The sequence below is a fragment of the Bradyrhizobium sp. USDA 3256 genome, from assembly GCF_054058275.1.
This window is the reverse complement of sequence record NZ_JBSSAE010000002.1, coordinates 3,685,434-3,710,764: the sequence shown is the minus strand read 5'-3', so window position 1 is coordinate 3,710,764 and position 25,331 is coordinate 3,685,434. Positions and strand designations below refer to the sequence as shown.

The 25,331-nt window shown below is 64.6% G+C and carries 26 protein-coding genes and 1 pseudogene; 16 read left to right on the top strand and 11 right to left on the bottom strand.

The genetic code is table 11. From position 1 onward, the window contains the following. Positions 1-267: 267 nt before the first annotated feature. The 8 genes from lepB to ACVWY5_RS19160 all read left to right on the top strand — a co-directional run bounded on the left by lepB (position 268) and on the right by ACVWY5_RS19160 (position 8,347). Positions 268-1,029, top strand: a complete 762-nt coding sequence (gene lepB, locus ACVWY5_RS19195; RefSeq protein ID WP_028333840.1) for a signal peptidase I — start codon at positions 268-270, stop codon at positions 1,027-1,029. Continuing rightward, positions 1,026-1,847 carry a ribonuclease III gene (gene rnc, locus ACVWY5_RS19190; RefSeq protein ID WP_018271941.1) on the top strand — a complete coding sequence of 274 codons (822 nt, stop codon included), beginning with the start codon at positions 1,026-1,028 and terminating at the stop codon, positions 1,845-1,847. Before lepB ends, rnc begins: the two co-directional genes overlap by 4 nt. Further along, positions 1,840-2,763 (top strand): GTPase Era, encoded by a 924-nt coding sequence (gene era / locus ACVWY5_RS19185; RefSeq protein WP_016844010.1) that lies wholly within the window; start codon positions 1,840-1,842, stop codon positions 2,761-2,763. The genes rnc and era overlap by 8 nt, the downstream gene beginning before the upstream one ends. A 14-nt stretch (positions 2,764-2,777) precedes the next feature. After that, entirely contained in the window at positions 2,778-3,158 is a 381-nt protein-coding gene (locus ACVWY5_RS19180) for a hypothetical protein (RefSeq protein ID WP_028333841.1), read from the top strand. A gap of 56 nt (positions 3,159-3,214) precedes the next feature. Further along, positions 3,215-3,964, top strand: coding sequence for a DNA repair protein RecO (gene recO, locus ACVWY5_RS19175; RefSeq protein WP_028333842.1), 750 nt, complete (start codon positions 3,215-3,217; stop codon positions 3,962-3,964). A 72-nt stretch (positions 3,965-4,036) separates the two neighbouring features. Continuing rightward, positions 4,037-6,292: a DNA topoisomerase IV subunit A gene (gene parC / locus ACVWY5_RS19170; RefSeq protein WP_028333843.1), complete on the top strand. Its 2,256-nt coding sequence runs from the start codon at positions 4,037-4,039 to the stop codon at positions 6,290-6,292. 174 nt (positions 6,293-6,466) lie between these two features. Then, on the top strand, positions 6,467-7,396 hold the full coding sequence (locus ACVWY5_RS19165; protein ID WP_028333844.1) for a cation diffusion facilitator family transporter: 930 nt from the start codon (positions 6,467-6,469) through the stop codon (positions 7,394-7,396). Between the two features lie 147 nt (positions 7,397-7,543). Continuing rightward, positions 7,544-8,347, top strand: a complete 804-nt coding sequence (locus tag ACVWY5_RS19160; protein WP_038377418.1) for an N-acyl homoserine lactonase family protein — start codon at positions 7,544-7,546, stop codon at positions 8,345-8,347. Here the strand turns inward: ACVWY5_RS19160 and ACVWY5_RS19155 are convergent. Next, a complete protein-coding gene (locus ACVWY5_RS19155; RefSeq protein WP_028333846.1) occupies positions 8,338-9,156 on the bottom strand; it encodes a helix-turn-helix domain-containing protein in 819 nt (272 codons plus the stop codon). The genes ACVWY5_RS19160 and ACVWY5_RS19155 overlap by 10 nt on opposite strands. A gap of 79 nt (positions 9,157-9,235) precedes the next feature. Between ACVWY5_RS19155 and ACVWY5_RS19150 the strand changes: the two genes are divergently transcribed. Then, a complete protein-coding gene (locus tag ACVWY5_RS19150) occupies positions 9,236-10,114 on the top strand; it encodes a DMT family transporter (protein ID WP_028333847.1) in 879 nt (292 codons plus the stop codon). Here the strand turns inward: ACVWY5_RS19150 and ACVWY5_RS19145 are convergent, their stop codons facing one another. Beyond that, entirely contained in the window at positions 10,115-10,306 is a 192-nt protein-coding gene (locus ACVWY5_RS19145) for a hypothetical protein (RefSeq protein WP_028333848.1), read from the bottom strand. 174 nt (positions 10,307-10,480) lie between these two features. On the opposite strand from ACVWY5_RS19145, the gene ACVWY5_RS19140 reads away from it, so the two are divergent. Continuing rightward, a complete protein-coding gene (locus tag ACVWY5_RS19140; RefSeq protein ID WP_028333849.1) occupies positions 10,481-11,737 on the top strand; it encodes an adenylate/guanylate cyclase domain-containing protein in 1,257 nt (418 codons plus the stop codon). On the opposite strand, the pseudogene ACVWY5_RS19135 reads toward ACVWY5_RS19140, so the two are convergent. The 4 genes and pseudogenes from ACVWY5_RS19135 to ACVWY5_RS19120 all read right to left on the bottom strand — a co-directional run bounded on the left by ACVWY5_RS19135 (position 11,738) and on the right by ACVWY5_RS19120 (position 16,720). Next, a pseudogene (locus ACVWY5_RS19135) lies at positions 11,738-12,980 on the bottom strand (MFS transporter). 195 nt (positions 12,981-13,175) lie between these two features. After that, the gene (locus ACVWY5_RS19130; protein ID WP_051376117.1) at positions 13,176-14,927 is read right to left on the bottom strand and encodes a flotillin domain-containing protein; all 1,752 of its coding nucleotides are present in this window, start codon (positions 14,925-14,927) and stop codon (positions 13,176-13,178) included. Between the two features lie 3 nt (positions 14,928-14,930). Then, positions 14,931-15,593: an OB-fold-containig protein gene (locus ACVWY5_RS19125; RefSeq protein WP_028333851.1), complete on the bottom strand. Its 663-nt coding sequence runs from the start codon at positions 15,591-15,593 to the stop codon at positions 14,931-14,933. Next, positions 15,590-16,720: a PspA/IM30 family protein gene (locus ACVWY5_RS19120; protein ID WP_028333852.1), complete on the bottom strand. Its 1,131-nt coding sequence runs from the start codon at positions 16,718-16,720 to the stop codon at positions 15,590-15,592. The genes ACVWY5_RS19125 and ACVWY5_RS19120 overlap by 4 nt, the downstream gene beginning before the upstream one ends. Before the next feature lie 121 nt (positions 16,721-16,841). Between ACVWY5_RS19120 and ACVWY5_RS19115 the strand changes: the two genes are divergently transcribed. Further along, on the top strand, positions 16,842-18,215 hold the full coding sequence (locus ACVWY5_RS19115; RefSeq protein ID WP_028333853.1) for an Nramp family divalent metal transporter: 1,374 nt from the start codon (positions 16,842-16,844) through the stop codon (positions 18,213-18,215). 97 nt (positions 18,216-18,312) lie between these two features. Here the strand turns inward: ACVWY5_RS19115 and ACVWY5_RS19110 are convergent, their stop codons facing one another. The 3 genes from ACVWY5_RS19110 to hemB form a co-directional block, all read right to left on the bottom strand. Then, on the bottom strand, positions 18,313-19,089 hold the full coding sequence (locus tag ACVWY5_RS19110) for an arginyltransferase (RefSeq protein ID WP_028333854.1): 777 nt from the start codon (positions 19,087-19,089) through the stop codon (positions 18,313-18,315). An 86-nt stretch (positions 19,090-19,175) separates the two neighbouring features. Next, on the bottom strand, positions 19,176-19,733 hold the full coding sequence (locus ACVWY5_RS19105) for an RDD family protein (protein WP_028333855.1): 558 nt from the start codon (positions 19,731-19,733) through the stop codon (positions 19,176-19,178). Positions 19,734-19,920: 187 nt separating this feature from the next. After that, positions 19,921-20,985, bottom strand: coding sequence for a porphobilinogen synthase (gene hemB, locus ACVWY5_RS19100; protein ID WP_028333856.1), 1,065 nt, complete (start codon positions 20,983-20,985; stop codon positions 19,921-19,923). Positions 20,986-21,182: 197 nt separating this feature from the next. Between hemB and ACVWY5_RS19095 the strand changes: the two genes are divergently transcribed. The 4 genes from ACVWY5_RS19095 (at position 21,183) to ACVWY5_RS19080 (ending at position 23,590) form a co-directional block, all read left to right on the top strand. Continuing rightward, on the top strand, positions 21,183-21,644 hold the full coding sequence (locus ACVWY5_RS19095; protein WP_016845013.1) for a DUF6163 family protein: 462 nt from the start codon (positions 21,183-21,185) through the stop codon (positions 21,642-21,644). Positions 21,645-22,299: 655 nt separating this feature from the next. Next, the gene (gene ldtR, locus ACVWY5_RS19090) at positions 22,300-22,818 is read left to right on the top strand and encodes a transcriptional regulator LdtR (RefSeq protein WP_028333857.1); all 519 of its coding nucleotides are present in this window, start codon (positions 22,300-22,302) and stop codon (positions 22,816-22,818) included. A gap of 299 nt (positions 22,819-23,117) precedes the next feature. Then, positions 23,118-23,348, top strand: a complete 231-nt coding sequence (locus ACVWY5_RS19085) for a hypothetical protein (protein WP_028333858.1) — start codon at positions 23,118-23,120, stop codon at positions 23,346-23,348. 20 nt (positions 23,349-23,368) lie between these two features. Further along, positions 23,369-23,590: a hypothetical protein gene (locus tag ACVWY5_RS19080; RefSeq protein WP_016845010.1), complete on the top strand. Its 222-nt coding sequence runs from the start codon at positions 23,369-23,371 to the stop codon at positions 23,588-23,590. 172 nt (positions 23,591-23,762) lie between these two features. On the opposite strand, the gene ACVWY5_RS19075 is transcribed toward ACVWY5_RS19080, so the two are convergent. Beyond that, complete coding sequence (locus tag ACVWY5_RS19075; RefSeq protein WP_283087575.1) at positions 23,763-24,143, bottom strand: hypothetical protein; 381 nt, start codon at positions 24,141-24,143, stop codon at positions 23,763-23,765. A gap of 23 nt (positions 24,144-24,166) precedes the next feature. On the opposite strand from ACVWY5_RS19075, the gene ACVWY5_RS19070 reads away from it, so the two are divergent. Then, positions 24,167-24,562, top strand: coding sequence for a DUF3551 domain-containing protein (locus tag ACVWY5_RS19070; protein ID WP_431014698.1), 396 nt, complete (start codon positions 24,167-24,169; stop codon positions 24,560-24,562). 311 nt (positions 24,563-24,873) lie between these two features. Here ACVWY5_RS19070 and ACVWY5_RS19065 read toward each other — a convergent pair whose 3' ends face one another. Then, positions 24,874-25,053 (bottom strand): hypothetical protein, encoded by a 180-nt coding sequence (locus ACVWY5_RS19065; protein WP_028333860.1) that lies wholly within the window; start codon positions 25,051-25,053, stop codon positions 24,874-24,876. Positions 25,054-25,331: the final 278 nt, after the last annotated feature.

Sequence of the window (25,331 nt, the reverse complement as noted above, 5' to 3'; positions counted from 1 at the left end):
TCTGCCGGAAAACTTCAGCAAACTAAAAAATCATTGATATTTCAATGAATTGCGAAGTTTTGAGGCGGCGATTGATTGCGCCCCTGCGAACAACCGTCTAAAACGCCGCAGGGTTATATCGAGCGAGACGCTGATTCCAGGTTTAGGCTGGAATTTGCCCTCAAGATCAGAATCAAGGCCATTTTCCTCACGCGAAGGCCGAACGCTTCGCGCGAAGAGAACGTTCTGCCACCGCGTGGACACCAGTCCACGGGAATTGGGAAAGCAATGAGCGTGACCACCGGGACCAAATCTGAAAGCGGCTTGGGCGAGACCATCCGCGTCGTCATCCATGCCCTTCTGATCGCGCTCGTTATCCGCACCTTCCTGTTCCAGCCGTTCAACATCCCCTCCGGGTCGATGAAGGCGACGCTCCTGGTCGGCGACTATTTGTTCGTCTCGAAATATTCCTATGGCTACAGCCACTATTCGATCCCGTTCTCGCCGAACATTTTCTCGGGCCGCATCTTCGGCTCGGAGCCGAACCGCGGCGACATCGTGGTGTTCCGACTGCCGCGGGATGACTCCACCGACTACATCAAGCGCGTCATCGGGCTGCCCGGCGACCGCATCGAGGTGAAGAGCGGGCTGCTCTACATCAACGATGAGCCGATCAAGCGGGAGCGGCTGAGCGATTTCGTCGGCGAGGATCCCTGCGGCTCGGCGGATGCGACCGCCCGCGTCAAGCGCTGGAAGGAGACGCTGCCGAACGGCGTCAGCTATGAGACGCTGGATTGCACCGACAACAGCTACATGGACAACACCATCGTCTACACCGTTCCGCCCGGGCATTTCTTCATGATGGGCGACAACCGCGACAATTCCACCGACAGCCGCTTCCTGTCGCAGGTCGGCTACGTGCCGTTCGAGAACATCATCGGGCGAGCCCAGATGATCTTCTTCTCGATCGCCGAGGGCGAGCAGGCCTGGATGATCTGGCGCTGGCCGCTTGCCGTGCGGTGGAATCGCCTATTCTCTATCGTGCGATGAACGACGATACCGCAGCCATCAATGATCCAGCGCCGACCGGCGAGCCGAGCCAGACGCCCGCCGCCGACAGCACAGCCGCGCCGAAGAAGCGGCGCAGCAAGGCGGCCAAGGCCGCTGAGGAGAAGGCTGCGATCGCCGGCACCGAGGCGCGGATCGGGTACACGTTCCAGGATCCTGCGCTGCTGACCACCGCCTTCACCCACGTCTCCGCGCTGAAGCCCGCCACCCGCAACCGCGCCGACAGCTACCAGCGGCTTGAGTTTCTCGGCGACCACGTGCTCGGGCTGATCGTATCGGACATGCTGTTCCGGTCGTTCCCAAAGGCCGACGAGGGCGAATTGTCGAAGCGGCTCGCCGACCTCGTGCGCAAGGAGAGTTGCGCCGACGTCGCCAAGGCGCTCGGGCTGCTCGAGGACATCAAGCTCGGCATGGTGAAGGCGGTTGAGGGCGCCCGGTTGCGCAAGTCCGTGCTCGGCGATATCTGCGAAGCGGTGATCGGGGCGATCTTTCTCGACGGCGGCTACGAGGCCGCGCGCCAATTCGTCGAGCGCAACTGGACCGAACGGATGCACAAGCTGCGCCGGCCGCTGCGCGATCCCAAGACCGTGTTGCAGGAATGGGCCCAGGGCAAGGGACTGCCGACGCCGGTCTATCGCGAGGTCGAACGCACCGGCCCGCATCACGATCCACAATTCCGCGTTGCGGTCGACCTGCCGGGCCTGGCCTCCGCCGAGGGTCTCGGTGGCAACAAGCGCGCGGCCGAGAAGGCGGCAGCATCCGCGATGATCGAGCGTGAAGGCGTCGGCACCAATGACTGACGAGGCCAAAGGGCAAGGGGACGCGACGCGCTGTGGCTTCGTCGCGCTGATCGGTGCGCCCAATGTCGGCAAGTCGACGCTGGTCAACGCGCTGGTGGGCTCCAAGGTCACGATCGTCTCGCGCAAGGTGCAGACCACGCGCGCACTGATCCGCGGCATCGTGATCGAGGGCAACGCGCAGATCATCCTGGTCGACACGCCCGGCATCTTCGCGCCGCGGCGCCGGCTTGACCGCGCCATGGTATCGACCGCCTGGAGCGGCGCGCACGACGCCGATCTCGTCTGCGTGCTGCTCGATGCGAAGTCGGGCCTCGACGAAGAAGCCAACGCGATCCTGGCCAAGCTCGAAACCGTCGCGCATCCGAAGATCCTGGTGCTGAACAAGGTCGATCTCGTGCAGCGCGAGAAGCTGCTGGCGCTGGCGCAGGCCGCCAACGAGCGGATGCGCTTCGAGCACACTTTCATGATTTCGGCGCTGTCCGGCGACGGCGTTGCCGATTTGCGCCAGACGCTGGCCAAGCTGGTGCCGGCGGGGCCGTTCCTCTATCCCGAGGATCAGATGTCGGATGCGCCGATGCGGCATCTGGCGGCCGAGATCACGCGCGAGAAGATCTACAGCCATCTGCATCAGGAACTGCCGTACCAGTCGACGGTCGAGACCGACAGCTGGACCGACCGCAAGGACAAGTCGATCCGCATCGAGCAGACGATTTTTGTCGAGCGCGAGAGCCAGCGCAAGATCGTGCTCGGCAAGGGCGGCGCCACCATCAAGTCGATCGGCGCGCAGGCGCGTGCCGAGATCGCCGAGATCATGGGCGTCCCCGTGCATCTGTTCCTGTTCGTCAAGGTGCGCGAGAACTGGGGTGACGATCCCGACCGCTACAAGGAAATGGGATTGGAATTCCCCAAGGAATAAGAGTCGACGTTTGCATGAACGTGCCCAGAAATGTGTTGTGGTTTGAGGTTCTGCTCTATCTGTCGCTGACGCTGGATGCGCTGTCGGTGGCGTTCCAGGACCGCACGCCGACCGTCCTGAAGACCGAGCAGGTGATCATGGGTGAGACCCTGACGGCCGGCTGCATGATCCTGCTCCTGATGTATTTCGTCCGGCTTGCCGCGCAGCACCGCAAGAACTGGCCGCGCTGGGCGCTGCTCGCGGTGCTCGTCTTGTCGGTGATGTCCCTGGTGCAGGTCATCGGCGCAAGGGGCATGGAGATCGACAGCGCCATCGAGGTGGTGTCATGCATCCTGACCACGGCCGGGCTGTATTATTCCTTCACCGGCGACGCGCGGGGCTGGTTCAACGCGTAGCGAATGACGCGCGAGGAAAGCTGCGTTCATCCGCGGAATCCTGCTAGACTCCGCACATGGAATGGACCGACGAAGGCATCGTGCTGGGCGTGCGGCGGCATGGCGAATCCTCCGCCATTGTCGAGCTGTTGACGCGCGAGCACGGCCGCCATCTCGGCCTGGTGCGCGGCGGCGCCAGCTCGCGGATGCGGCCGCTGCTGCAGCCCGGCAACAGCGTCACCGCGGTGTGGCGGGCGCGGCTCGACGAGCATCTCGGCATGTATGCGCTGGAGGGCACGCGGCTGCGGGCGGCGACGCTGCTCGGCTCGTCGCATGCGGTCTATGGCGTCACGCATCTGGCGGCGCTGGCCCGGCTGCTGCCGGAGCGCGATCCGCATGAGGACATCTACTGGATGCTGCAGGGGACGCTCGACGATTTCGAGGACGCAGGCGTTGCCGCCGTGCACCTGATCCGTTTCGAGCTCGCCATGCTGACCGAGCTCGGCTTCGGGCTTGATCTGGAAAACTGCGCGGCCAGCGGAGAGACAACCGATCTGATCTACGTGTCGCCGAAATCCGGCGGCGCCGTGTCACGCGCCGCCGGCGAGCCGTGGCGCGACCGGCTGTTGCCGCTGCCGGCGTTCCTGCGCGAAGGCGAGGGCGGCGCCAACAGCTGGGCGGACCAGGACCTGCTCGACGGTTTCCAGATCACCGGCCTGTTCCTGCTCCGCCACGTGCTGGAGCCCCGCGGCCAGGGCCATTCCGACGCCCGCGACGGATTTATCAACGCCGTGACGAGGCGGCGGGGCCGGAGCGCGGTTCCGTAAGGCCGATTCGGGCCTTAAATTCCTGCTGATTCGCGGCTTGCCCGATTCAGTGCCAAGGTTTAACGCCTCCCCATGGGAAAACGACAGATACCGCCGGAAGAGCCGGCCGAAATTCACGAGGTGCCGCTGCGTGATGCGCTCGAGGAGCGCTATCTCGCCTATGCGCTCTCGACCATCATGCATCGCGCGCTGCCGGACGCCCGCGACGGGCTGAAGCCGGTGCACCGCCGCATCCTCTACGGCATGGACCTGCTCGGGCTCGACCCGCGCGCCGCATTCAAGAAGTCGGCCAAGATCGTCGGCGACGTGATGGGCTCGTTCCATCCGCATGGTGACCAGGCGATCTATGACGCCATGGTGCGCCTAGCGCAGGATTTCTCCTCGCGCTACCCGCTGGTCGACGGCCAGGGCAATTTCGGCAATATCGACGGCGACAACCCGGCCGCCTACCGCTACACCGAAGCGCGCATGACCGAGGTCGCGCGCCTCTTGCTCGAAGGCATCGACGAGGACGGCGTCGAGTTTCGCCTCAACTATGACGGCCAGTCGAAAGAGCCGGTGGTGCTGCCGGGCGGCTTCCCGAACCTGCTCGCCAACGGCGCGCAGGGCATCGCGGTCGGCATGGCGACCTCGATCCCGCCGCACAACGCCGCCGAGCTCTGCGACGCCGCGCTGCATCTGATCGAGAAGCCCGACGCCAAGTCGAAGGCGCTGCTGAAATGGGTCAAGGGCCCGGACTTCCCGACCGGCGGCATCGTGGTCGATTCCAAGGAAGCGATCGTCGAGGCCTACACCACGGGGCGCGGCTCGTTCCGCACCCGTTCGCGCTGGATCCAGGAGGAGGGAGCCCGCGGCACCTGGGTGGTCGTCGTCACCGAAATCCCGTGGCTGGTGCAGAAGTCGCGGATCGTCGAGAAGATCGCCGAGCTCATCAACGAGAAGAAGCTGCCGCTGGTCGCCGACGTCCGTGACGAGTCGGCCGAGGACGTGCGGCTCGTGATCGAGCCGAAATCGCGCACCGTCGATCCGGCGCTGATGATGGAGTCGCTATTCCGGCTGACCGAGCTGGAAAGCAAGATCTCGCTGAACCTCAACGTGCTGATCAAAGGCCGCATCCCCAAGGTGGTCGGCCTTGCCGAGTGCCTGCGCGAATGGCTCGACCATCTGCGCGACGTGCTGGTCCGCCGGACCAAATTCCGCAAGACCCAGATCGAGCACCGCCTGGAAGTGCTGGGCGGCCACCTCGTCGCCTATCTGAACCTCGACAAGGTGATCAAGATCATCCGGACCGAGGACGAGCCGAAGCCGGTCTTGATGAAGACCTTCAACCTCACAGAGATCCAGGCCGATGCCATCCTCAACATGCGCCTGCGCAATCTGCGCCGCCTGGAGGAGATGGAGATCCGCACCGAGGACAAGGATCTTCGCAAGGAGCTGAAGGGCATCGAGGGCCTGCTTGGCTCCGAGACCGAGCAATGGGCCAAGGTCGGCGATCAGGTCCGCAAGGTCCGCGACATCTTCGGACCGAAGACGCCGCTCGGCAAGCGACGCACCACCTTCGCCGATGCGCCCGAGCATGACCTCGCCGCGATCGAGGAAGCGCTGGTCGAGCGCGAGCCCTGCACCGTCGTGATATCGGAGAAGGGCTGGGTGCGGACGCTGAAGGGCCATGTCGAGGATCTCTCGGGGCTTGCCTTCAAGACCGACGACAAGCTCGAGCACTCGTTCTTTGCCGAGACCACCTCGAAGCTGCTGCTGTTCGCGACCAACGGCAAGTTCTACTCGCTCGACGTGGCAAAACTGCCGGGCGGCCGCGGTCACGGCGAGCCGATCCGCATGTTCATCGACCTCGAGCAGGACGCCGCGATCATCTCGCTGTTCGTCAACAAGGGCGAGCGCAAGTTCCTGATCGCGAGCAGCGAGGGGCAGGGCTTCATCGTCAAGGAAGAGGACTGCGTCGGCAACACCCGCAAGGGCAAGCAGGTGCTCAACGTCGAGATGCCGAACGAGGCCCGCGCGATCACGACCGTGAATGGCGACACCGTTGCGGTGATCGGCACCAACCACAAGATGGTGCTGTTCGGCCTCGACCAGGTGCCGGAGATGGCGCGCGGCCGCGGCGTGCGGCTGCAGAAATACACCAGCGCGTCGCTGTCTGACGTTGCGGTGTTCGACGCCAAGGCCGGCCTGACCTGGAAGGATTCCGCCGGCCGCGAGCACAGCATGACCATGAAGGAACTGGCCGACTGGCGCGGCAACCGCGCCGACGCCGGCCGGCTCGCGCACGGCCTGCCGAAGTCGAACAAGTTCAATCGCGGCGTGGAGTAGTCGTGCGGTAGCCCGGATGAAGCGAAGCGAAATCCGGGATTTCGCGCCGGATCACCAGTGATCCCGGATTGCGCTGCGCTCCATCCGGGCTACGGGGGGCTCAGTGCGCGGTGTGATAGTATCCACATTTCACCGCGCTATAACCGTCGCCGACGACATCGGGCGACGGTTGCCATGGCGCACAATCACGACCACAGCGGTCATTCTCACGGACATGCCGGGCACAGCCACGCGCCCGGCAGTTTTGGCACGGCCTTTGCGGTCGGCGCGTCGCTGAACTCCGCTTTCGTCGTCGCGGAGCTGATCTTCGGCTATTCCGCCAACTCGCTGGCGCTGGTCTCCGACGCGGTTCACAATTTCTCCGACGTCATCGCGCTGCTGCTGGCCTGGGGCGGGGCATGGCTCGCCGGCAGGCGGCCGACCGATACCCACACCTATGGCTACCGTCGCGCCTCGATCCTGGCGGCGCTGTTCAATGCCGGGCTGCTCCTGATCGCAGTCGGCGGCATCGCGGTCGAGGCCATCAACCGTTTGCGCGAACCGGCGGAGGTCGCGAGCTGGACCGTGGTCTGGGTCGCGGCGCTCGGCATCCTGATCAATGGCGGCACCGCGCTGCTGTTCATGCGCGGCCGCGACAGCGACCTCAATGTCCGCGGCGCCTATCTGCACATGGCGGCGGATGCCGGCGTCTCGCTCGGCGTTGTGATCGCCGCACTGCTGATCATGGCGACTGGCTGGCAGTGGCTCGATCCGGCGATCAGCCTGGTCATCGCGGTGGTGGTGCTGCTGAGCGGCTGGGAGCTCGCCCGCGACAGCGTCAACCTCGCGCTCGATGCAGTGCCGAAGGGGATTGATCTCAAGCAGGTGCGGGACTATCTCGCCGCGCTCGAAGGCGTCACCGAGGTCCACGACCTGCACATCTGGGCGATGAGCACCAGCGAGACCGCGCTGACCGCGCATCTGGTGCGGCCCGGCGGACACGACGATGTCTTCCTGCATCACGTCTGCGCCGAGCTCTCGGAGCGGTTCAGCATCCACCACGCGACGCTGCAGGTCGAGATCAGCAGCGAGACCTGCAGGCTGGCGCCGGCGGAAATGGTCTAGCCGACGCAGCCGCCACGCACTCGCATTCAATTGATCGCTCGACCCATGTCCACGTCTTCCACGGGCGGCGACGACACGGCACATTGCGACCGCGAATGGCTGGCGTGATCAACGGAGGGCGACGTGAAGAAGGCAATCGGTCTTGCAATGTTGTTCTTCGCCGTAGGCGCGCTGCCGCATGCGGACGCCGAGCCGGCGAAATCAGGCGTCGAGAAGCTCTACATCCTCAACTGCGGTGAAGGCGTTGCAGGCGACATTTCACGCTGGTCGCCCGGCGTCAATGAAGGCAAGTCGATGGACTTCGTCGACAATTGCTACCTGATCAAGCATGCCCAGGGCTGGTTCCTGTGGGACACCGGGATTCCCGACGCGGTGGCGACGATGCCGAACGGCCTTGCGCCGGCCGACCCCAAGGCGGTCACCTGGCGACGGCCGAAGACGCTCGCCGCGCAGCTCGACCAGCTCGGCGTCAAGCCGACGGACATCAAGGCGATCGCCGTGTCGCACACCCATCCCGATCACATCGGCAATGTCGAGATGTTCCCAGCCGCGATGCTGTATGTGCAGAAGGCGGAATATGAATGGCCGGGCGCCAACAACGCGCCGCGCTTCAAGCCCGAGCATCCCGTGACGAAGCTCGAAGGCGACCGCGACGTGTTCGGCGACGGCAGCGTCACCATCCTGTCGACGCCGGGCCACACGCCCGGCCACCAGTCGCTGCTGGTGAAACTGCCGAAGACCGGTGCGATCGTGCTGACCGGCGATGCCGTTCACTTCAGGGATAATTGGGACAATCGGCGCGCGCCGAGCATGAACGCGAGCAAGGAGCAGACCCTGGCCTCGATGCAGAAGATCGCCGATACGCTGACGAAAGAGAAGGCGCAGCTCTGGATCAACCACGACAAGGCGCAGCGCGACGGGCTGAAGCTGTCGCCGGGCTTCTATGATTGAGCCGCCTTGGCGGCGTTCACTTTCGACCAGTTTCGAAAAATCTGCGCGGTCTCCTCGTCCATCGGAAAGAAGCTTTCGATGCGCAGCTCCTGCAGCGTGACGTCCTGGGGCGTCCCCAGCGTCGCGATCGTGGTGAACAATTGCAGGCTGAGGTCGCCCTTGCGAAACAGCATCGGCAGCACCGGCCCGGATGCGGGCCCTGCCGGCGCGGCCAACGCGGCCTCGACACCGTCATAGGCCAGCAGGCGCTTGAGCAAATCCGCCGTCGCGGTGGTGCCGTCGGCGGCGGCATCGGCCTCGACGCTGCGGACGAAGTAGCCGGCAACCTCGGTCCAGTTGGTGAGATAGGGGCGCAACACGCCGGGCGCGACCAGTGCGTCGGCGAGATTGACCGCCGTGCCTGATACCAGCGGCCCGACCAGGAATTCCACCAGCTGCCCCGCGCCCGAATTGGCGAGCAGCAGGTTCCAGTGCCGGTCGACCACGACCGCCGGGAAGGGCTCCTGCTGTGCCAATATGAAATCGAGCGCGTAGCGGATCTGGGCGAGCTCCGGCGCGGCGAGGTCGGTTTGCCGCCACACCGGCGCGAAGCCGGCCGCGACCAAGAGCGCGTTCTGCTGGCGCAACGGCACGTCGAGCGCCGCGGCAAGCCGGATCACCATGTCGCGGCTCGGCGCGGCGCGGCCGAGCTCGAGAAAGCTGAGATGGCGCTGCGAGATATCCGCGCGCCCGGCGAGCTCGAGTTGCGAGTGCCCCTTGCGCTGCCGCCACCAGCGCAGGCTGGCTGCAAAATCGCGCTGCTGCGACATGAGTACCTGTGAAGTAGTTGCCGGAATGATCTCGCCGGGCAAGATGCCACAAGCGAACCGAAAACGCATGGGGATCGGGATGGGCGAGTGGATCGGCGTTGCGATTGCACTGGTCTCGAGCTGCCTCGGCGGCACGGCCGCGGCGATCACCCGTTACCTGGCGGGCAATGCCGACCCGATCACGCTGGCGATCCTGCGCTGGGCGATCGGCTTTCTCTGCGTGCTTCCGGCGGCGATCCTGCTCGGGGCGAAGTGGCCGCGGCGTGAAGACCTGCCGGCGGTCGCGGCGCTTGGCGTCGCCTTCTTCGGCGTGTTCTTCGTGCTCTATAATCTCGCGATGTCCTACACGACGGCGGCGCGCGCCAGCCTGGCGCTGGCGACCTTGCCGCTCTCCACCATGGTGGTCGGCGCCTTGCTCGGCATCGAGCCGCTGACGATGCGCAAATCGATCGGGGTCTCGATCGCGGTGCTCGGCGTGGCGGCGGCGCTGGCATCCGGGCTGGCGGCGGCGCCAGCGGGCGCATGGCGCGGCGAACTGATCATGGCTGCCGCGGTGCTCTGCATGGCCTTCTACAACGTGTTGTCGCGGCCGTTCATCCGCCGCTCCAGCGCGCTCGGCTTCCTTGCCGTCGGCATGGGCGCCGGCGCGGCGGCGCTGGTGGCGGTGGGATCGTTCACTGGCAGCCTGGCGACGCTGCGCGAGTTCGGCGCGTCGCAATGGATCGCGGGGCTCTATCTCGGCATAGCCGGCGGTGCGCTGGCCTTCATCCTGTGGGTGCTGGCGCTCGAGCGGGCCTCGCCGACCCGCGTCGCCAACACCATGACGGTCAATCCGATCGCCGCCGGGCTGCTTGCGAAGCAACTGGTCGGCGAGCCGATCACGACCAATCTGGTCGTCGGCCTGATCGCGGTCTTCGCCGGGATCTGGATCGCGACGTCGGAAACCAAAGCGGTCTGATCAGCTGCGCGGGGCGGCAGGCGTTGCCGCCGGCGGGGCAGGCGAGTGCGTCGGCTTCAGCGTGCCGGCGTAGAACGACAGGACGAACACCAGGATAAGACCGACAAGATAGACCCCATAGGATTGCGGCGGGGTGATCGCCCATTGCATGAGGCGTCGGATCGGGTTTGGCGGGCCAGCGTCGTTGTCCATGCGCTGTTGTGCGCGAAGGCTCGGACAAAAGGAAGCGGAATTGGCACCATTCGGCGGCCGTGTTCCGCGCGAAATGGTGAGGCGGGCGGCCTTGCAATGCCGCATTGGCGTTCGCATCTGTCACGCGACGACCAGCCCTTCCTCCCGCACCAATTGCCCGGCATAATCCAGCTTATGGAACTGACGCCCCGTTTGCGCCTCATGAATTGGCTGGTCCGCCAGGGTCTGACGGGCCTGCCGGAAAACGACCTGCTGCGCGGTTTCTGCGAGCGCTGCCGGGCCGCGGGCATGCCGCTGTCGCGGGCGATCGTCTTCATCGATACCCTGCATCCGATCTTCGAGGGACGCGGTTTCCGCTGGAACGACGGCGAGAGCAACGAGGCCGACATCTTCGAATACGGCTCGACCAGCACCGGCGAGGCCAGCCAGACCTGGCGGCGGTCGGCCTTCTATCACATGCTCGAAAACGGCCATGACGAGATAGTGATCGATCTCGCCGACACCTCGCACGATTTCTCGATGATCGGCGAACTGGCCGAAAAGGGCCACAAGCATTTCGCCGCCTTCGTGCATCGCTTCGGCGAGGCCGGCACGATCGGCGAGATGGACTGCTTCTACTCCTACTACACCACCCGCCATTCGGACGGGTTCGACGAGAGCCAGATGGCGGCGCTGCGCGACCTGGTGCCGGTGCTCGGGCTCGCGATCAAGTCGGCCGCCCAGGTCGAGATCGCCCGCACGCTCGGACGGGTCTATCTCGGCCGCGACACCGCGGAGCAGGTGCTGCGCGGACGCATGCAGCGCGGCATCACCGAGAAGATCAAGGCCGTGCTGTGGTACTCCGACGTGCGCGGCTCCACCGCGATCAGCGAACGCATCGGCCCGGACGAGATCATTCCGTTCCTCAACGACTATGCGCAGGCCTCGATCGACGCGATCCATGACGCCGGCGGCGAGGTGCTGAAGCTGATCGGCGACGGCGTGCTGGCGATGTTCACCGGCGAGAACGTCGCAGGCGCGAAGCGGGCCGCGCTGCGGGCCGAGCACAGATTCCGACATAACATCCGCGTGCTGAACGATCGCCGCGAGAACGAGGGCCGGCCGACCACCACGGCCTATGTCGGGCTCCATGTCGGACAGGTGTTCTACGGCAATATCGGCAGCGAGGACCGGCTGGATTTCACGGTGGTCGGACCGGCCGTCAACGAGGTCAGCCGGATCGCCTCGATGTGCGCCTCGGTCGACCGCGAGCTGCTGACCTCGACGGACTTTCGCACCGGGCTCGACGCCGCCGGCCGCAACTATCTGGTCTCCACCGGCCGCTTCGTGCTGCGCGGCATCGGCCATGCGCAGGATCTCTACACGCTGGATCCGGCGATTGCCGCCGACGAGGTCGTCGGCGGCAAATACGAGCGGTACCTGGCGAGCTGATCAGCAGCGCGCGGGTTCGCCGACCATATCGGGCTGCCGCGTCAACGACACTGCGGGCGACATCAGGATCACCAGCGCCTGGGCGGCGAAGATCGCGGCCGCGAGATAGAGGCAGGCTTCAGCGCCGTAGAGGCCGCCGACGACGGCGCCGAGCGCGGAGCCGAGCGGGCGCGCGCCGTAACTCATGATGTTGATCGCCGAGACGCGGCCGAGCAGCGAGGGCGGCGTCACCGACTGCCGCAGCGTGGTGGTCGAGATCACCCACAGGATCGGGCCGACGCCGAGCAGGAAGAAGCTGAGGCCCGCGAGCAGCGGCGTCGCAATCCAGGTCGTCAGCGCCATCACGGCTGCGGCGACGAAGCCGGTAACCGGGCCGAGCCCGATCACGGTGCCGAACGCCAGCCGCTTCATCACGCGGGTCGCGAACAGCGCACCGACCACCATGCCGACGCCGTACATCGCAAGCGTGGCGCCGACACCGGTCGCGCTGAGCCCGAGATGACGCACCGCATAGGGCACGAACACGGCGAGCAGCAGGAACGACGCGGTGTTGAAGATGAACTGGGTAATGAACACCGGCCGCAGCAAGGCGTGGTGCATCACGAAGGCCGCGCCTTCCTTGATGTCCTGCAACGGATGGCGCCGCGGAGCAGGCTGCCGCGCCGGCTCGTAGATGCCGGCGAGCAGCACGACCGCGATCGCCGACAATGCCGCGGCGAAGCCGAATGCGGGCGCGGCCCCGACCCAGCCGACCAGCACGCCGCCGAGCGCGGGGCCGCTGGCGAACGCGACGGTACGCGCGAGCTCGATGCGGGCGTTCGCCGCCGGCAATTGCTGTGACGTCACCAGCGAGGGGACCAGCGCCGGCGCAGCGACGCTATAGGCAACCGTGCCGCAGACCGCGATGAAGCCGAGCAAAGCGAGCAGCGGCAGCGTCATCAGGCCGAGCCACAGCAACAGCAGGATCGCGGCAAGCGCGGCCGCGCGCAGCGCTTCGGAGCCCGCCATCACCCAGCGCCGCGACACGCGGGTCGGCCAAGAGGCCGGCGGGGATCGCAAACAGGATGAAGGGCAGCGTCAGCGCGGTCTGCAACAGGCCGGTCTGGCCTTCGCCGACGCCGAGCAGCAGCACGGCGACGATCGGCGCAGCCGCAAGCGCAATCTGTTCGGCCGATTGCGCGGCAAGGTTGGACCAGGCCAGGCGGTTGAAGGTGGCCGGCAGGCGAGGCGTATCGGCGGACATGGCAAAACCCTTGGGAGATTCGATCTGGCCATAGTGTGTGGTTGGCGGGCGTCCGATCCCACCCGTTTCCCGACAACGCCAAGCAAAAGGCCCGCCGGGGAGGGCGGGCCTTGCCGATGCGATGTTCACAACCTGACTATGCCATCGAGGATTGGGATCGCAAGCGAGTTGGCCCGTGATCGCGCCTGCGCTGTGCTACGACCTCGGGCCAAGCGTCGCGTGGCCGGATCCCGATATGGTGGTCGGCGGCGTTGCCGGACTGTCGACGGACGGGGCCGGCACTTCTGCTTGAGTGGCACGCAGCGCACTCAATAGGTTAGTCATGGCGTCGGGCCCTGCGGGGAAGCCCGCCTCCGAGAGGATCTTGTCGATCATCGGCTTGAACGCCGAAACCGACAGCAACTGCGCCGCGAGGCCGTCGCCGAGCCCGAGGCCGCCATTGCCGTTGCCATTGGCGTGGCCGTTGGCGCCGCCACGGCCGAGCATGCTGCCGGTGTCGAAGATCCGGATGTCGGAGATCTTCTCGATCGGCTTCACCGCCTCGGCGAGCGCGCTCGGGATCACGTTGATCCGCGCGAGGTTGAGATCGTAGGCGATCATGTCGGCGCTCAGCTTGTTGCGCGCCTCCGCCTTCATGGTCGCGACCTCGGCTTCGGCCTGGCCGAGCGCCTTGACGCCGGCAGCGCGGGTGGTGGCGGCGGCCGCATCGGCCTTGGCGAGCACGTTGGTGGCTTCCGCCTTGTTGGCGGCGGCCTGGCGTTCGGCCTCGGCCATCACCGTGATCGGCATCGCGTCGGTCTCGGCCGCCTTGCGCGCCGCGATCACGTTGATGATCTTGTCGCGCTCGGCGATCTCGGTGGCGCGGGCGGTGGTGACCTTTTCCTCGGCGGCGATCGCGACGGCGCGCGCGGTCTCGGCGATGGTCTGGGCCTCCGACTGCTCCTTGCTCTTGGCCGCGACCGCGATGGCGCTTTCCTGCGCCACGATCTGAAGGTCGCGCTCCATCTCGGTGTTGCGGCGCTTGACCGCGAGATCGGCCTCGATCTTGCGGGTGTCGCGGGCTTGGTTGGCCTCGGTCTGCTTGTTGGCGACCGCGAGCTCCTGCTGGATACGGTATTCGGCCTCGTTTTGCAGCGCGGTCTGTTCGACCTGCGCCGTCTGCGCGCGCATCGCGGCGGTCTTGTTGGCGATGTCGCGCTGCTGGGCGAGCTCCGCCTCGCGCTTGGTGCTTTCGATCGTCAGCGTGGTCTGCCGCGCCACCAGGTCCTGCTGGGCGATGTTGACCTCGGTGGTGCGGACGATCTGGTTGCGCTCCTGCTCACGCTCCTTGGTGATCTTGGTCAGCGTGGTCAGGCCGTGCGCATCGAAGAAATTGCTCGGGTTGAAGTGCTTGATGTCGCTCTGGTCGAGCTTTGTCAGCGACACCGATTCAAGCTCGAGACCGTTGTTCTGGATGTCGGCGCCGACGGCGTCCTGCACCGCCTTGACGAAGGTCGCGCGCTGCTCCTGCAATTCCTCGAGGTTCATGGTCGCGGCGACCGAGCGCAGGCCGTCGACGAACTTGGCCTCGACCAGTTCGCGCAGCTCGGCGGCGTCATTGGTGCGGTTGCCGAGCGTCTGCGCCGCGAGCGCGATCGACGACGAGTCGGGTTTGACGCGCAGATAGAACTCGGCGCCGATGTCGACGCGCATGCGGTCCTTGGTGATCAGCGAGTCCGGCCCGCCGCGCGCGACCTCGAGCCGCAGCGTTTTCAGGTTCACCGCCGCGGTGGAGTGGAAGATCGGCAGCACGAGCGAGCCGCCGTCGAGCACCACCTTCTGGCCGCCGAGGCCGGTGCGAACATAGGCCTCGTCGCGCGTCGAGCGCTTGTAGAGCTTTGCGAACAGGAGACCGATAACGAGGACGACGATGACGCCAATAACGACGGGTACAGCAAGTTCCCACATGTGTTATGCCCTGTTGGAAGATCGTTGTTGTTCGACGAGGTCGGCTGGAGCGGAAATCGCGATGAAGCCCTTGGCATCGCGATCGACCAGCAGCACGCTGGCGCCGACCGGCAATGCCTCGGACTCGGCGCTGGCACGCGCCGACACGGTGTGCCAGTTGCCGAAGACATCCTTGAGACGGACCCGGCCGGGCAGGCCCTGATCGAGCGGGCCGACCGACACGGTTGCGACCTTGCCGACGAAGTCGCTGTCGTTGACCGCATAGCTCTCGTCGCGCGGAATGATGCGGGCGAGGCCGCGGCTGGTATTTCTGATCACTGGGATGCTGCCTGCGGCAGCAACCACCGCGGCAAGCGAGACCGGGATGGCGGTGCCTGCGGCATGCGCCAGTCCCTGAAGCAGGAAGCCTCCGATCGAGAAGATGCCGAGGATCAGGATGATCAGGATCAGGAGGGGAAGCCGTCCGGCGTTGATCCAGAGAAACAGGCCACCGAGAGCATTGTGGCTCTCGGCCTCGACCGCGAAATCCTTGCCGATCAATTCGCTGATCGAAAGTCCGACCATGGTGCTGAGCAGTTCGATACCGCCAAGTGCCACCATGATCGCAGCCGCGACCGCGAAGGGCCGCACGTCGGGGGCGAGCAGAATGTCGCCAACTGCACTCATTTTTCTGACTTGATCCTTTCAAGCCGCGCCGCGATTTCCTTTTCGCGATGCAGGCGATCGAGTTCGTCAAGCTCCTTGTCGCCGAGCACGCTTGCAGCGGGAACACCGGTGACCCGGGCGATCGCCGCCATGGCACGCTCAGCACTCAATGTATTGGTCGCGGATGGGCCCCGGCTGGTTTCGTCCTTGGCCTCGCGGATCAGGCTTTGTTCGAGATCGGCCAAGCGCGTCTCAGCCTCGCGGCGCGCGCCGAGCATGGCCTGCAGCGCCTTGGTCTGCTCGTCGATTTCGAGCTCGATGAAATCCATCGCGCGTTCCAGCGCGATCACCTGCGACTCCAGATCAATTTGCCGTGCAACGCCGGCGCGCGCGAGATCCTCGCGATTTTCCGCAAGTGCGAGACGAATCTTTTCGTTCAGATTGGTGGTTTCGGTATCCAGATCTTCGCGCCGCTTCTTCAGGCGGAATTCTTCGGCGCGCGACTTGCCGAGCGCATAGCGCGCCTCGTCGGCGCCGGCGTCGATCTCGCGGATCGCCTGTTTGACCAGCGCGACCCTGTTGTTGTTCTCGACATTGTCGATGGTTTGGCTCGCGATGGCGGCAAGAAGCCGGCCCATGCGCGCAAGGATGCCTTCGTGAAGCATGGTCTTCTCCTCCGGTTGTGCTGATTTCGATTTGACGGCGATGTGGATTTCGTAGCCGCGTCCATCCGAGATCAAATGCGCCGGGAAGGGGCTTTCCCAGCCCGAGACATATCCCGGGACATCGAACGGCACCAAGACGCGTCCGCTGACAGTGCTAATGGTCAGTGAAGTTGGGCCCTTGATCGCAAACAACTTGTCGTCGAGCGGTATCCGGCGGACGGCGGCGCCTGCGATGTAATTGGCGCGGTCGCGCAGGCCGAGCGTCACCAGCCGTGCGGGCAGGCCGGTCTCCTTGCGGATCTTCTCGTAGGCCTGGGCGTGCAGCGAGACGAGGTTGGCGCCGACAGGGGCGACCTCGGCGAGGATCGCCATCATCCGGTCGTAGGCCGCAAAGGTCGCCTCGATCGCCTCGATGCCTGAAGGGTCAGGGGCGAGGGCGTAGCGCAGCGTCGCGGTGGGCGTCTCGACGGGCAGCTTGATCATGCATCTAACGTAAAGCACTTCCTCAGTGCTTTACAAGCAGGGCGGCTGATATCATTTTCGTGAGCCTAGATGCAGTTGCAAATGAGTTGCAATAACGGGAGAGATCGGCCATCCTTGGGGGATGGATGCTCGGACCCCTGAACTGTCTTCCGTTTCCGTTCCCAATGCCCTGCCAGGCGGCTGGCGGGGCGATGCCGGACATGTGCGCAGCCTGCCTGAGGTGAACGCGACCGTCGCGGTGCCGTCAGGCGGCCTGTGGTGGCGGCGGCTGCTGGCCTTCGCCGGGCCGGGCTATCTGGTTTCGGTCGGCTATATGGACCCCGGCAACTGGGCCACCGACCTCGCGGGCGGATCGAAGTTTGGCTACACGCTGCTGTCGGTCATCCTGCTCTCCAACCTGATGGCGATCCTGCTGCAGGCGCTCGCCGCGCGGCTCGGCATCGCCACCGACCGAGATCTCGCCCAAGCCTGCCGCGCGACCTATTCGCGGCCGGTGAATTTGCTGCTGTGGCTTGCCTGCGAGGCCGCGATCATCGCCTGCGACCTCGCCGAGGTGATCGGCACCGCGATCGCGCTCAAGCTGTTGTTCGGGATTCCCCTGATCGGCGGCGCACTGCTTGCGGCGCTCGATGCGTTCCTGCTGCTGCTCCTGATGGGCCGCGGCTTCCGCTTCCTCGAAGCCTTCGTGATCGCGCTCCTGATCGTCATCGCGGTCTGCTTCGTGGTCCAGATCGCCGCCGCTGCGCCGCCGATTGCCGGTGTGATCGGCGGCTTCATGCCGTCGCGCGAGATCGTCACCAATCCGGAGATGCTGTACATCGCGATCGGCATCATCGGCGCCACCGTGATGCCGCATAATCTCTATCTGCACTCCTCGATCGTACAGACCCGCGCCTATCCGCGCACCGAGGAGGGGCGGCGCGACGCGATCAAATGGGCGACCACCGATTCCACCATCGCGCTGATGTTGGCGCTGTTCGTCAATGCCGCGATCCTGGTGCTGGCGGCCGCGACCTTCCACAAGAGCGGCCATTCCGACGTCGCCGAGATCGACCAGGCGTTCGAGCTGCTGTCGCCGCTGCTCGGCCTCGGCATCGCCTCGACGCTGTTTGCCGTGGCGCTGCTCGCCTCCGGCCTCAACTCGACGGTGACGGCGACGCTGGCCGGCCAGATCGTGATGCAGGGCTTCCTCGACCTCAAGCTGCCCGACTGGCTGCAGCGGGTCGTGACCCGCGGCATCGCGATCGTCCCTGTCATCGTGGTCGCCGCTCTCTACGGCGAGAGCGGCACGGCGCAGCTGCTGGTGTTCAGCCAGGTCGTGCTGTCGATGCAGCTGCCGTTCGCGGTGATCCCGCTGGTGCGCTTCGTGTCCGACAAGCGCAAGATGGGCGCGTTCGCGATTTCGCGTCCCGTCGCGGTGGCGGCGTGGATCGTCGCCGGGCTGATCGTGGTCCTGAACGTGAAGCTGCTGATCGATACGTTCTTCGGCAGCTAAAGCGCGATGAGATTAGGTTGAATCGTCATCGCGCCTTAGCTCTTTGTTTGAGCATGATCTTTTCGGAAAACCGCTTCGCACTTTTCCGGATCAAGTTTTAGTCCTGCGGCTCGGCGAGCACCTCGCCTGACGCGTCGACGCGGAGCCAGCCCGACGGCGCGAGCCGCTGCTGCGGCAGGAAGCGGCCCTTGTAGTCCATCTTCTTGGAGCCCTCGATCCAGTACCCGAGATAGACGTAGGGCAGGCCCTGCCGGCGGGCGCGGGCGATGTGGTCGAGGATCATGAAGGTGCCGAGCGAGCGCGCCTCCAGCCCGGGCTCGAAGAACGAATAGACCATCGACAGCCCGTCGCTGAGCACGTCGGTCAGCGCCACCGCCATCAGCTCGTCGCCGCGACCGGTGATGGCGCTGTCGGGGTTGCGCTTGCGGTACTCGATGATCCGGGTCTCGACATGGCTGTCCTCGACCATCATGGCGTAGTCCAGCACGGTCATGTCGGCCATGCCGCCGTTGCGATGGCGGCGGTCGAGATAGGCCCGGAACACCGAGTATTGCTCCGAGGTCGGCACCGCGGTGCGCTGCTCGCCGATGATGTCGGCGTTGCGGGCCAGCACCTTGCGGAAGTTGCGGGAGGGGCGGAATTCGTTGGCGATCACCCGGACCGAGACGCAGGCCCGACACTGGTCGCAGGCCGGGCGGTAGGCGATCGACTGGCTGCGGCGGAAGCCGCCATGGGTCAGCAAGTCGTTGAGATCGCCCGCTTTGTCACCGACCAGGTGCGTGAAAACCTTCCGCTCATGTCGGCCCGGCAAATACGGGCAAGGCGAGGGCGCCGTCAAATAGAACTGGGGAGTATCACGCGAATGCTGGGTCACGTCAGATCGTCGGGCTCCATAAACAATACAGGCAGCCGAGTGAGCATCGCCCCCCTGAGGCTAACGGTCAATTGGTTTAGGCGGGCCTAATAGGAGGTCCGCGCGGCCGGGGCGACCGGGGTCCGAACCGAGCTGTTGATAATGACGGTTCCGAGGATGATGTCGTGCAGCAGCCGGCGGCGGCCGTTGAACAGCCCGATCAGGAGCACCAGCGGCGACAGGAACGAGATCGTCACCCAGAATAGCACCGCATGGGTGGCGCCGAGCACGAAATAGCCGCGCGCGCCGTACCAGGTCCGCAGTTCCAGATCCATCATGCGCATGCCGATGGTGGCGGAGTGCTGCCCGCCGATCGAGGCGCCGTAATAGACGATCGCCCAGACGATCGAGGCCGGCGAGACCAGCCAGAACAGCGCCCAGCCGAGACCGAGCGTGACGAGGCCGAACACCGCGATGAAAATCACCGCGAGGATCACCGGCACCGACAGCACGAACAGGTCGATCAGGAACGCAAAGACACGTCGCGTCAGCACGCCGCGGAACAGGTCCGGCTGCATCGACGGATCGAACGCATGCGGAGGAACGCCGCCGTCGTTGCGCCAGGCCTCGTTGCGCCAGGTGCCGCCGTCATTGCCGTAGGACATGACCAACCTCCGATGAAAGTCCCGCGCAGGACATGGGAACAGGAGGCGCGTTCGCCAAGCCTGCGCGAACATTAACTAGCCGAAATATTCCGGCGATTCGGGGGCTGGATTGAGCGGTTCTACCTTCACGCCGTCATTGCGAGCGGAGCGAAGCGATCCACTTGTCGCAATAACGGGCGGCGGCCCGTCAGCTCTCCGCCTTGATCTTTTCGGCGGCCTTCGGCGCGAAATAGGTGAGGATGCCGTCGGCGCCGGCGCGCTTGAAGCCCACCAGGCTCTCCATCATCGCGCGCTCGCCGTCGATCCAGCCATTGGCGGCGGCGCCCGCGATCATCGCGTACTCGCCGGACACCTGATACACGAAGGTCGGCATCGCGAAATGGTCCTTCACGCGGCGGACGATGTCGAGATAGGGCATGCCCGGCTTCACCATCACCATGTCGGCGCCCTCGGCGATGTCGAGCTCGACCTCGCGCAGCGCCTCGTCGGAATTGGCGCTGTCCATCTGGTAGGTGCGCTTGTCGCCAGTCAGCGTCTTGGCCGAGCCGATCGCGTCGCGGAACGGGCCGTAGAAGGCGGAGGCGTATTTCGCCGCATAGGACATGATCTGCACGTCGCCGAAGCCGTTGTCGTCGAGCGCCTCGCGGATCGCGCCGATCCGGCCGTCCATCATGTCCGACGGCGCGATCACGTCGCAGCCGGCCTCGGCCTGGGTCAGCGCCTGCTTCACCAGCACCGCAACGGTCTCGTCATTGAGGATCTTGCCGCCCTCGATCAGCCCGTCATGGCCGTGGCTGGTGAAGGGATCGAGCGCGACGTCGCACAGCACGCCGATGTCGGGAAACTCCTTCTTGATCGCGCGCACCGCCTGGCAGACCAGATTGTCGGGATTGAACGCCTCCGAGCCCTGCTCGTCGCGCAGCGACGGCTCGGTGAACGGGAACAGCGCGATGCAGGGGATGTTGAGCTTTGCCGCGCGCTCGGCGTCGCGGACGATCTGGTCGACGGTGAGCCGGTCGACGCCGGGCATCGAGGCCACCGGCGTGCGGGTGTTGTGGCCATCGACCACGAACATCGGCCAGATCAGGTCGTTGGTGGTCAGCACGTTCTCCCGCACAAGGCGGCGGGCCCATTCCGACTTGCGATTGCGCCGCATCCGGATCGTGAGGTCGAGCGAGGGGGAGGCGAGGGCATCGCTCTGGCGCTGGGGCGCATCGCGCAGTTCGATCGGGCGCCCGAATTTGATCGCCATGTTGTCTTCTCCTCGACGGACGGCTGGTCTGGACCTGATATAAGTCCGGTTCTAGCACCTGTCAGGGCCGCCGTCATTGCGCCGCTATTGCATCCGTGGCGCCCTTGATTTGCCGCAACGGCAATTGATTTTGCGTCCCCGGCGGGCCAAGACTGCGCCCATGAACCCCATTTTGCAGCCGCTCTGCGGCGATTCGGATGTCTGACACCTCTGCACGCGATCAGGCGCGGGACAATGCCATCTCGGTGAGCGCGATCTCGTCCGACCGGATCGAGCCGGACGACAATGCGTGGACGCGGCGCCTCGTCATCTTCCTGCGCATCATGGCCGTCGTCTCGGTCGCCAAGGGCCTCTATCACTGGGCCCAGGTGACCGGCTTCGTCGGCGGCGAGGAGGAGGCGTTCGAGAACCAGTCGATGGCCTGGCAGACCGCCACGATCTATTTCGCCGTCATCGAGCTCGTCGCTGCCGTCGGGCTCTGGCTCGCGACGCCCTGGGGCGCCGTGGTGTGGCTGACCACCGTGGTGTCGATGGCGGTCATCGAGCTGATGTTTCCCGGCATCTATGGCGGCAGTCTCACCGTGGTCGGGCTCGAGGCGCTGATGCTCGCCGCCTATCTCGCGCTGGCCTGGATGTCGGCGCGCGAACGCCCGCCATAGGCCGGCGTGCGGCGATGGCCTGTTGCCCCGTGGCGACAGCGCGACCAATAGCTGACGGCGGCCGGGAAAATTTGGCAGCCGTGCGCGCAACGAGAAGACAGCATCGCTGGTTCTGATAGGTGGGTGCCGACAGATCGCATCCGTTTGAGACACTCCCTTCCGGGACGTCTCTACGGGACCTGCCGTCGGGGCCCATTTCACCGGATCTCGGCGCGTGTGCCGGCCGGCTTTGCGCGGGCCGACGGCGGAACCGGTCTGGCTCCCCGCAACAGATCGGCACCGCTTGCGCGCATCGCGTGCACGTCCCGCCGATGCACTCCGATAAAATTTTCAAAGAATTTTCCGGTAACCGATCGGTCACCGTAAAGGGTTCCCTCATACCCGTTACGCCACCGTTTCGAATTCAGACGATGCTGTTTCCGAATGTGACAGGGCAGGCAGACGAAGCGTGAACAAGGGTCCGCCACCGTCAATGAAAAGTTGCGAAAAGCCTTTGATCCATGGGCTTAATCCACGATTCACTGTCTTAAATTCATGATCTCTTTATTCTCTTATTTAAGCGGATATTCAAACGGCCCCCTTACGTTGGACCTATCAGGCGGGACACAAGTTTCGTCGAATAAAGTCGATAAAAACGACAAACAGGGGAAGTGTCATGATGAAAGCCGTTGCGACAACGGCGGCGGATGCCGCTGATCGCGCTACCGGTCAAGCTCCGGTGCAGCCGCTCTATCTCGAAGCCCTGACTTTGGTGGAGCGGCTGCATCGCCGGCTCCTCGACGTCATCAAGGACGAATTCGATCGTCGGGGCCGCGCCGACATCAACTCGGTGCAGGCGCTGCTCCTGTACAACATCGGCGACAAGGAGTTGACCGCCGGCGAGCTGCGCACCCGCGGCTACTATCTCGGCTCCAACGTCTCCTACAATCTGAAGAAGCTCGTCGAGCTCGGCTTCCTCGATCATCAGCGTTCGCGCGTCGATCGCCGCTCGGTCCGCATCCGGTTGACTCCGCAGGGCCAGGAGGTCCGTCGTATCGTCGACGCGCTCTATCAGAAGCACGTCAAGACGGTGGAGCAGGTCGGCGGCATCTCGAACGAGGAGTTCGCGAGCCTCAACAAGTCGCTGCATCGCCTCGAGCGCTTCTGGACCGACCAGATCCTGTATCGCCTCTGAGCCTTCCTGTTTTCGCCTGATGGCCAAGCCGGCCGCGCGAGAAGACCGGCAGCCTTCCTCCAGTCAACGCATCGGTCATGCCCGGCCGATGCGTTTTTCATGCTGCACGTATTTCATGCTGCACCTGCGAAAATAAATGGGTCCCAGCGAGGAACCAAGCCGTTGCCGGCGCTTTATCCTGTCTCCCGGCGTGAACGAAATCTAATCGGATCTCGTCACGCTCGGATTTTTTAGACGCGTTTTCTTCACGCGAACCGGTGTCCACTTCGCTTGAAAACGCTCTGATGGAGAAGCAGGACATGCTGGTCGAGCGCGGGATCGAGGTGCTGAATGTCGAGGTCGTCGGTGACGCCTACGCGATCGCCTCGAACTATCTGCGCAAATCCGGCGCCATTCCCGACAATTTCGCCACCAATGAGCGCTTGCTCGGCATCATCGTGAAGCTGTTCCAGCGCGGTGAGATGAATCGCCTCCGCCTCGCCAACAAGGCGATCGCGAAGTTCGAGGCCGAGACGCTGGTGGTCGCCTGAGCGTCAACCCGGAGACTTCAATGGAAGCCGCTATCGATCGGATCATGCAGACGTATGATCTGCTGCTCAACCGCACGCCCGCTGCGAGCGACGAAGCGCGGGCGAAGGTGACAGAGTACGTGCAGACGCTGTTCGACGCCGGCGAGCGCGATCCGCATCGGTTGACGGTGTGCGGGCTGACCTATCTGCGCCAGCTCGACGGTAGTACCGACCATGTGAAGGCCGGCTATACCGGGCTGTAGCGGCGCGCCTGGTTTCGCACTCTGTCTCGGCGGATGGTCCAGTATTCCAGACGGTGCTTGAGCCGAGAAGCCGCGGGCGTACAGGATCGCCAACCTGGCGATGACGGTGCGGGCTCCTCACACACGATCGTCGTCCTGGCTTTCGCCAGGACGACACTGAGTTTGTCGCACCTCAAAACTGAAATGGAGCAACCGAAACCGCCAACTTTCCGTCGCTCGATTTCTGCACGGTGAATTCGACTTCCTTGGAAGCCTTGATGTCGCCCACAGAGACCGAGATGCCGCCTCTGCATTGCAATGTTCGCTTGTCCTCACTGGCCGACGTCGTGACGATCTTTTCATCGAGGAGGTATTGTGGCTTTGAGTTTTCCGCAGTGGGCTTTGCCGTCGATTCCCTGGCGGCGAAATTGACAAGCGGATTGCGGTGATCGTTGGAGATGGTCTGGAGCACAGCCTTCCGGGTTTCGATTGAATCGCACTCGAGTTGATCGCCGCAACCACCCAGAACAACCAGAACCGGAAAACCCAGAAACCAAAGCAGTCGTGACGGCATGCCAAGTGACTTCTGTGGGATGGATGGTTTCCGACAACCGGCCCAACGGAGCATGGTTCCTGCGCTCGGCGCGGCCGCTCCGAGCTGTGGCCCGCCCGCGACCGACAGGAACGCTGATCTTGCCGCTCCGTTGGTCCTCGATTGCTTGTGAGGAGCCGATCATGCGCACAACTGTCCTATTCGCTGTCTTGACGTTTCTCGTGGCGTTCGGCGTTGCAGGACTGGCAAATGTGAGCCCGGCCAGCGCTCGGGATTATCCCTGGTGCGTGCAGGGGCGCGGCGTCGGCTATCCCGGCGATTGCATGTACCAAACCCGCGCCCAGTGTCTCGCGTCAGCTTCCGGAAGGAACGTGACCTGCGGGATCAATCCTCGCGCCGCATATGGTCAGCAGCGGCGGGGATATCGCTACCGCTATTGATTGTCTCGCCGATGGCGCGCGCGAGGCGGATGGGGAAGGGCGCACCCATCGGGGGATGCGGTTAGCTGGGGCCGCTTTTTGAGCCTGCCTTTTTGAAACCTCTACTGCCCTATGGATAAGTGTGGCCTTTCTGAGCAACGCGCACAGCCAGTGGCGTACGGGGAAGATCTCCAAACTCGGACGAGTCGTAGTCTCGGCCTTCAGGTGTCACGATGTGGATGTCGTAACACTGCGACCGTGAAAGCTCTTTTGCCTTGCGCAGAGCTGCCTCGGCCGTGCCACGACGGTGCACGATCTCTCCAAACTTGCACCTAGCTTTTACGGTGAAGCTCATCTTTCTTCTTTTTCTTGTTTCGCTTGACGACCTCGGCCTGAGCCCGGAAGGCTTGGGCGAGGCTCTTCATTTGCTCGGCCGCGAATTCGTCAGCCGTCCGCACCGCCGCCTGCTCGGCGGTCTTGGCCTGCTTCTTCAGGTCCTTGGTTATGCCCATGCCCTGTAACTTCCACGCGGTTTCGCTAGTTCCTTCCGTCTGATCTCATTGACGCGAAGCTGGCGGGAACTTTTCACGCTCCCCGGGCTTTTTGATTTTGCTTTTGGGGCAGCCAAACGTCAGCGTTGGAGAGAGGAGCCATGAAGCGACGACGCCGGGTTAGGCAGATATTCCCCCTTGAAAAACGCCTTGCCCAAGAAGCAAAACGGCTACGTCAACGGGCCAAGAACCTTCCTCCCTGTCGAGAGCGAGAGACCCTGTTGAAGCAGGCGCGGCAT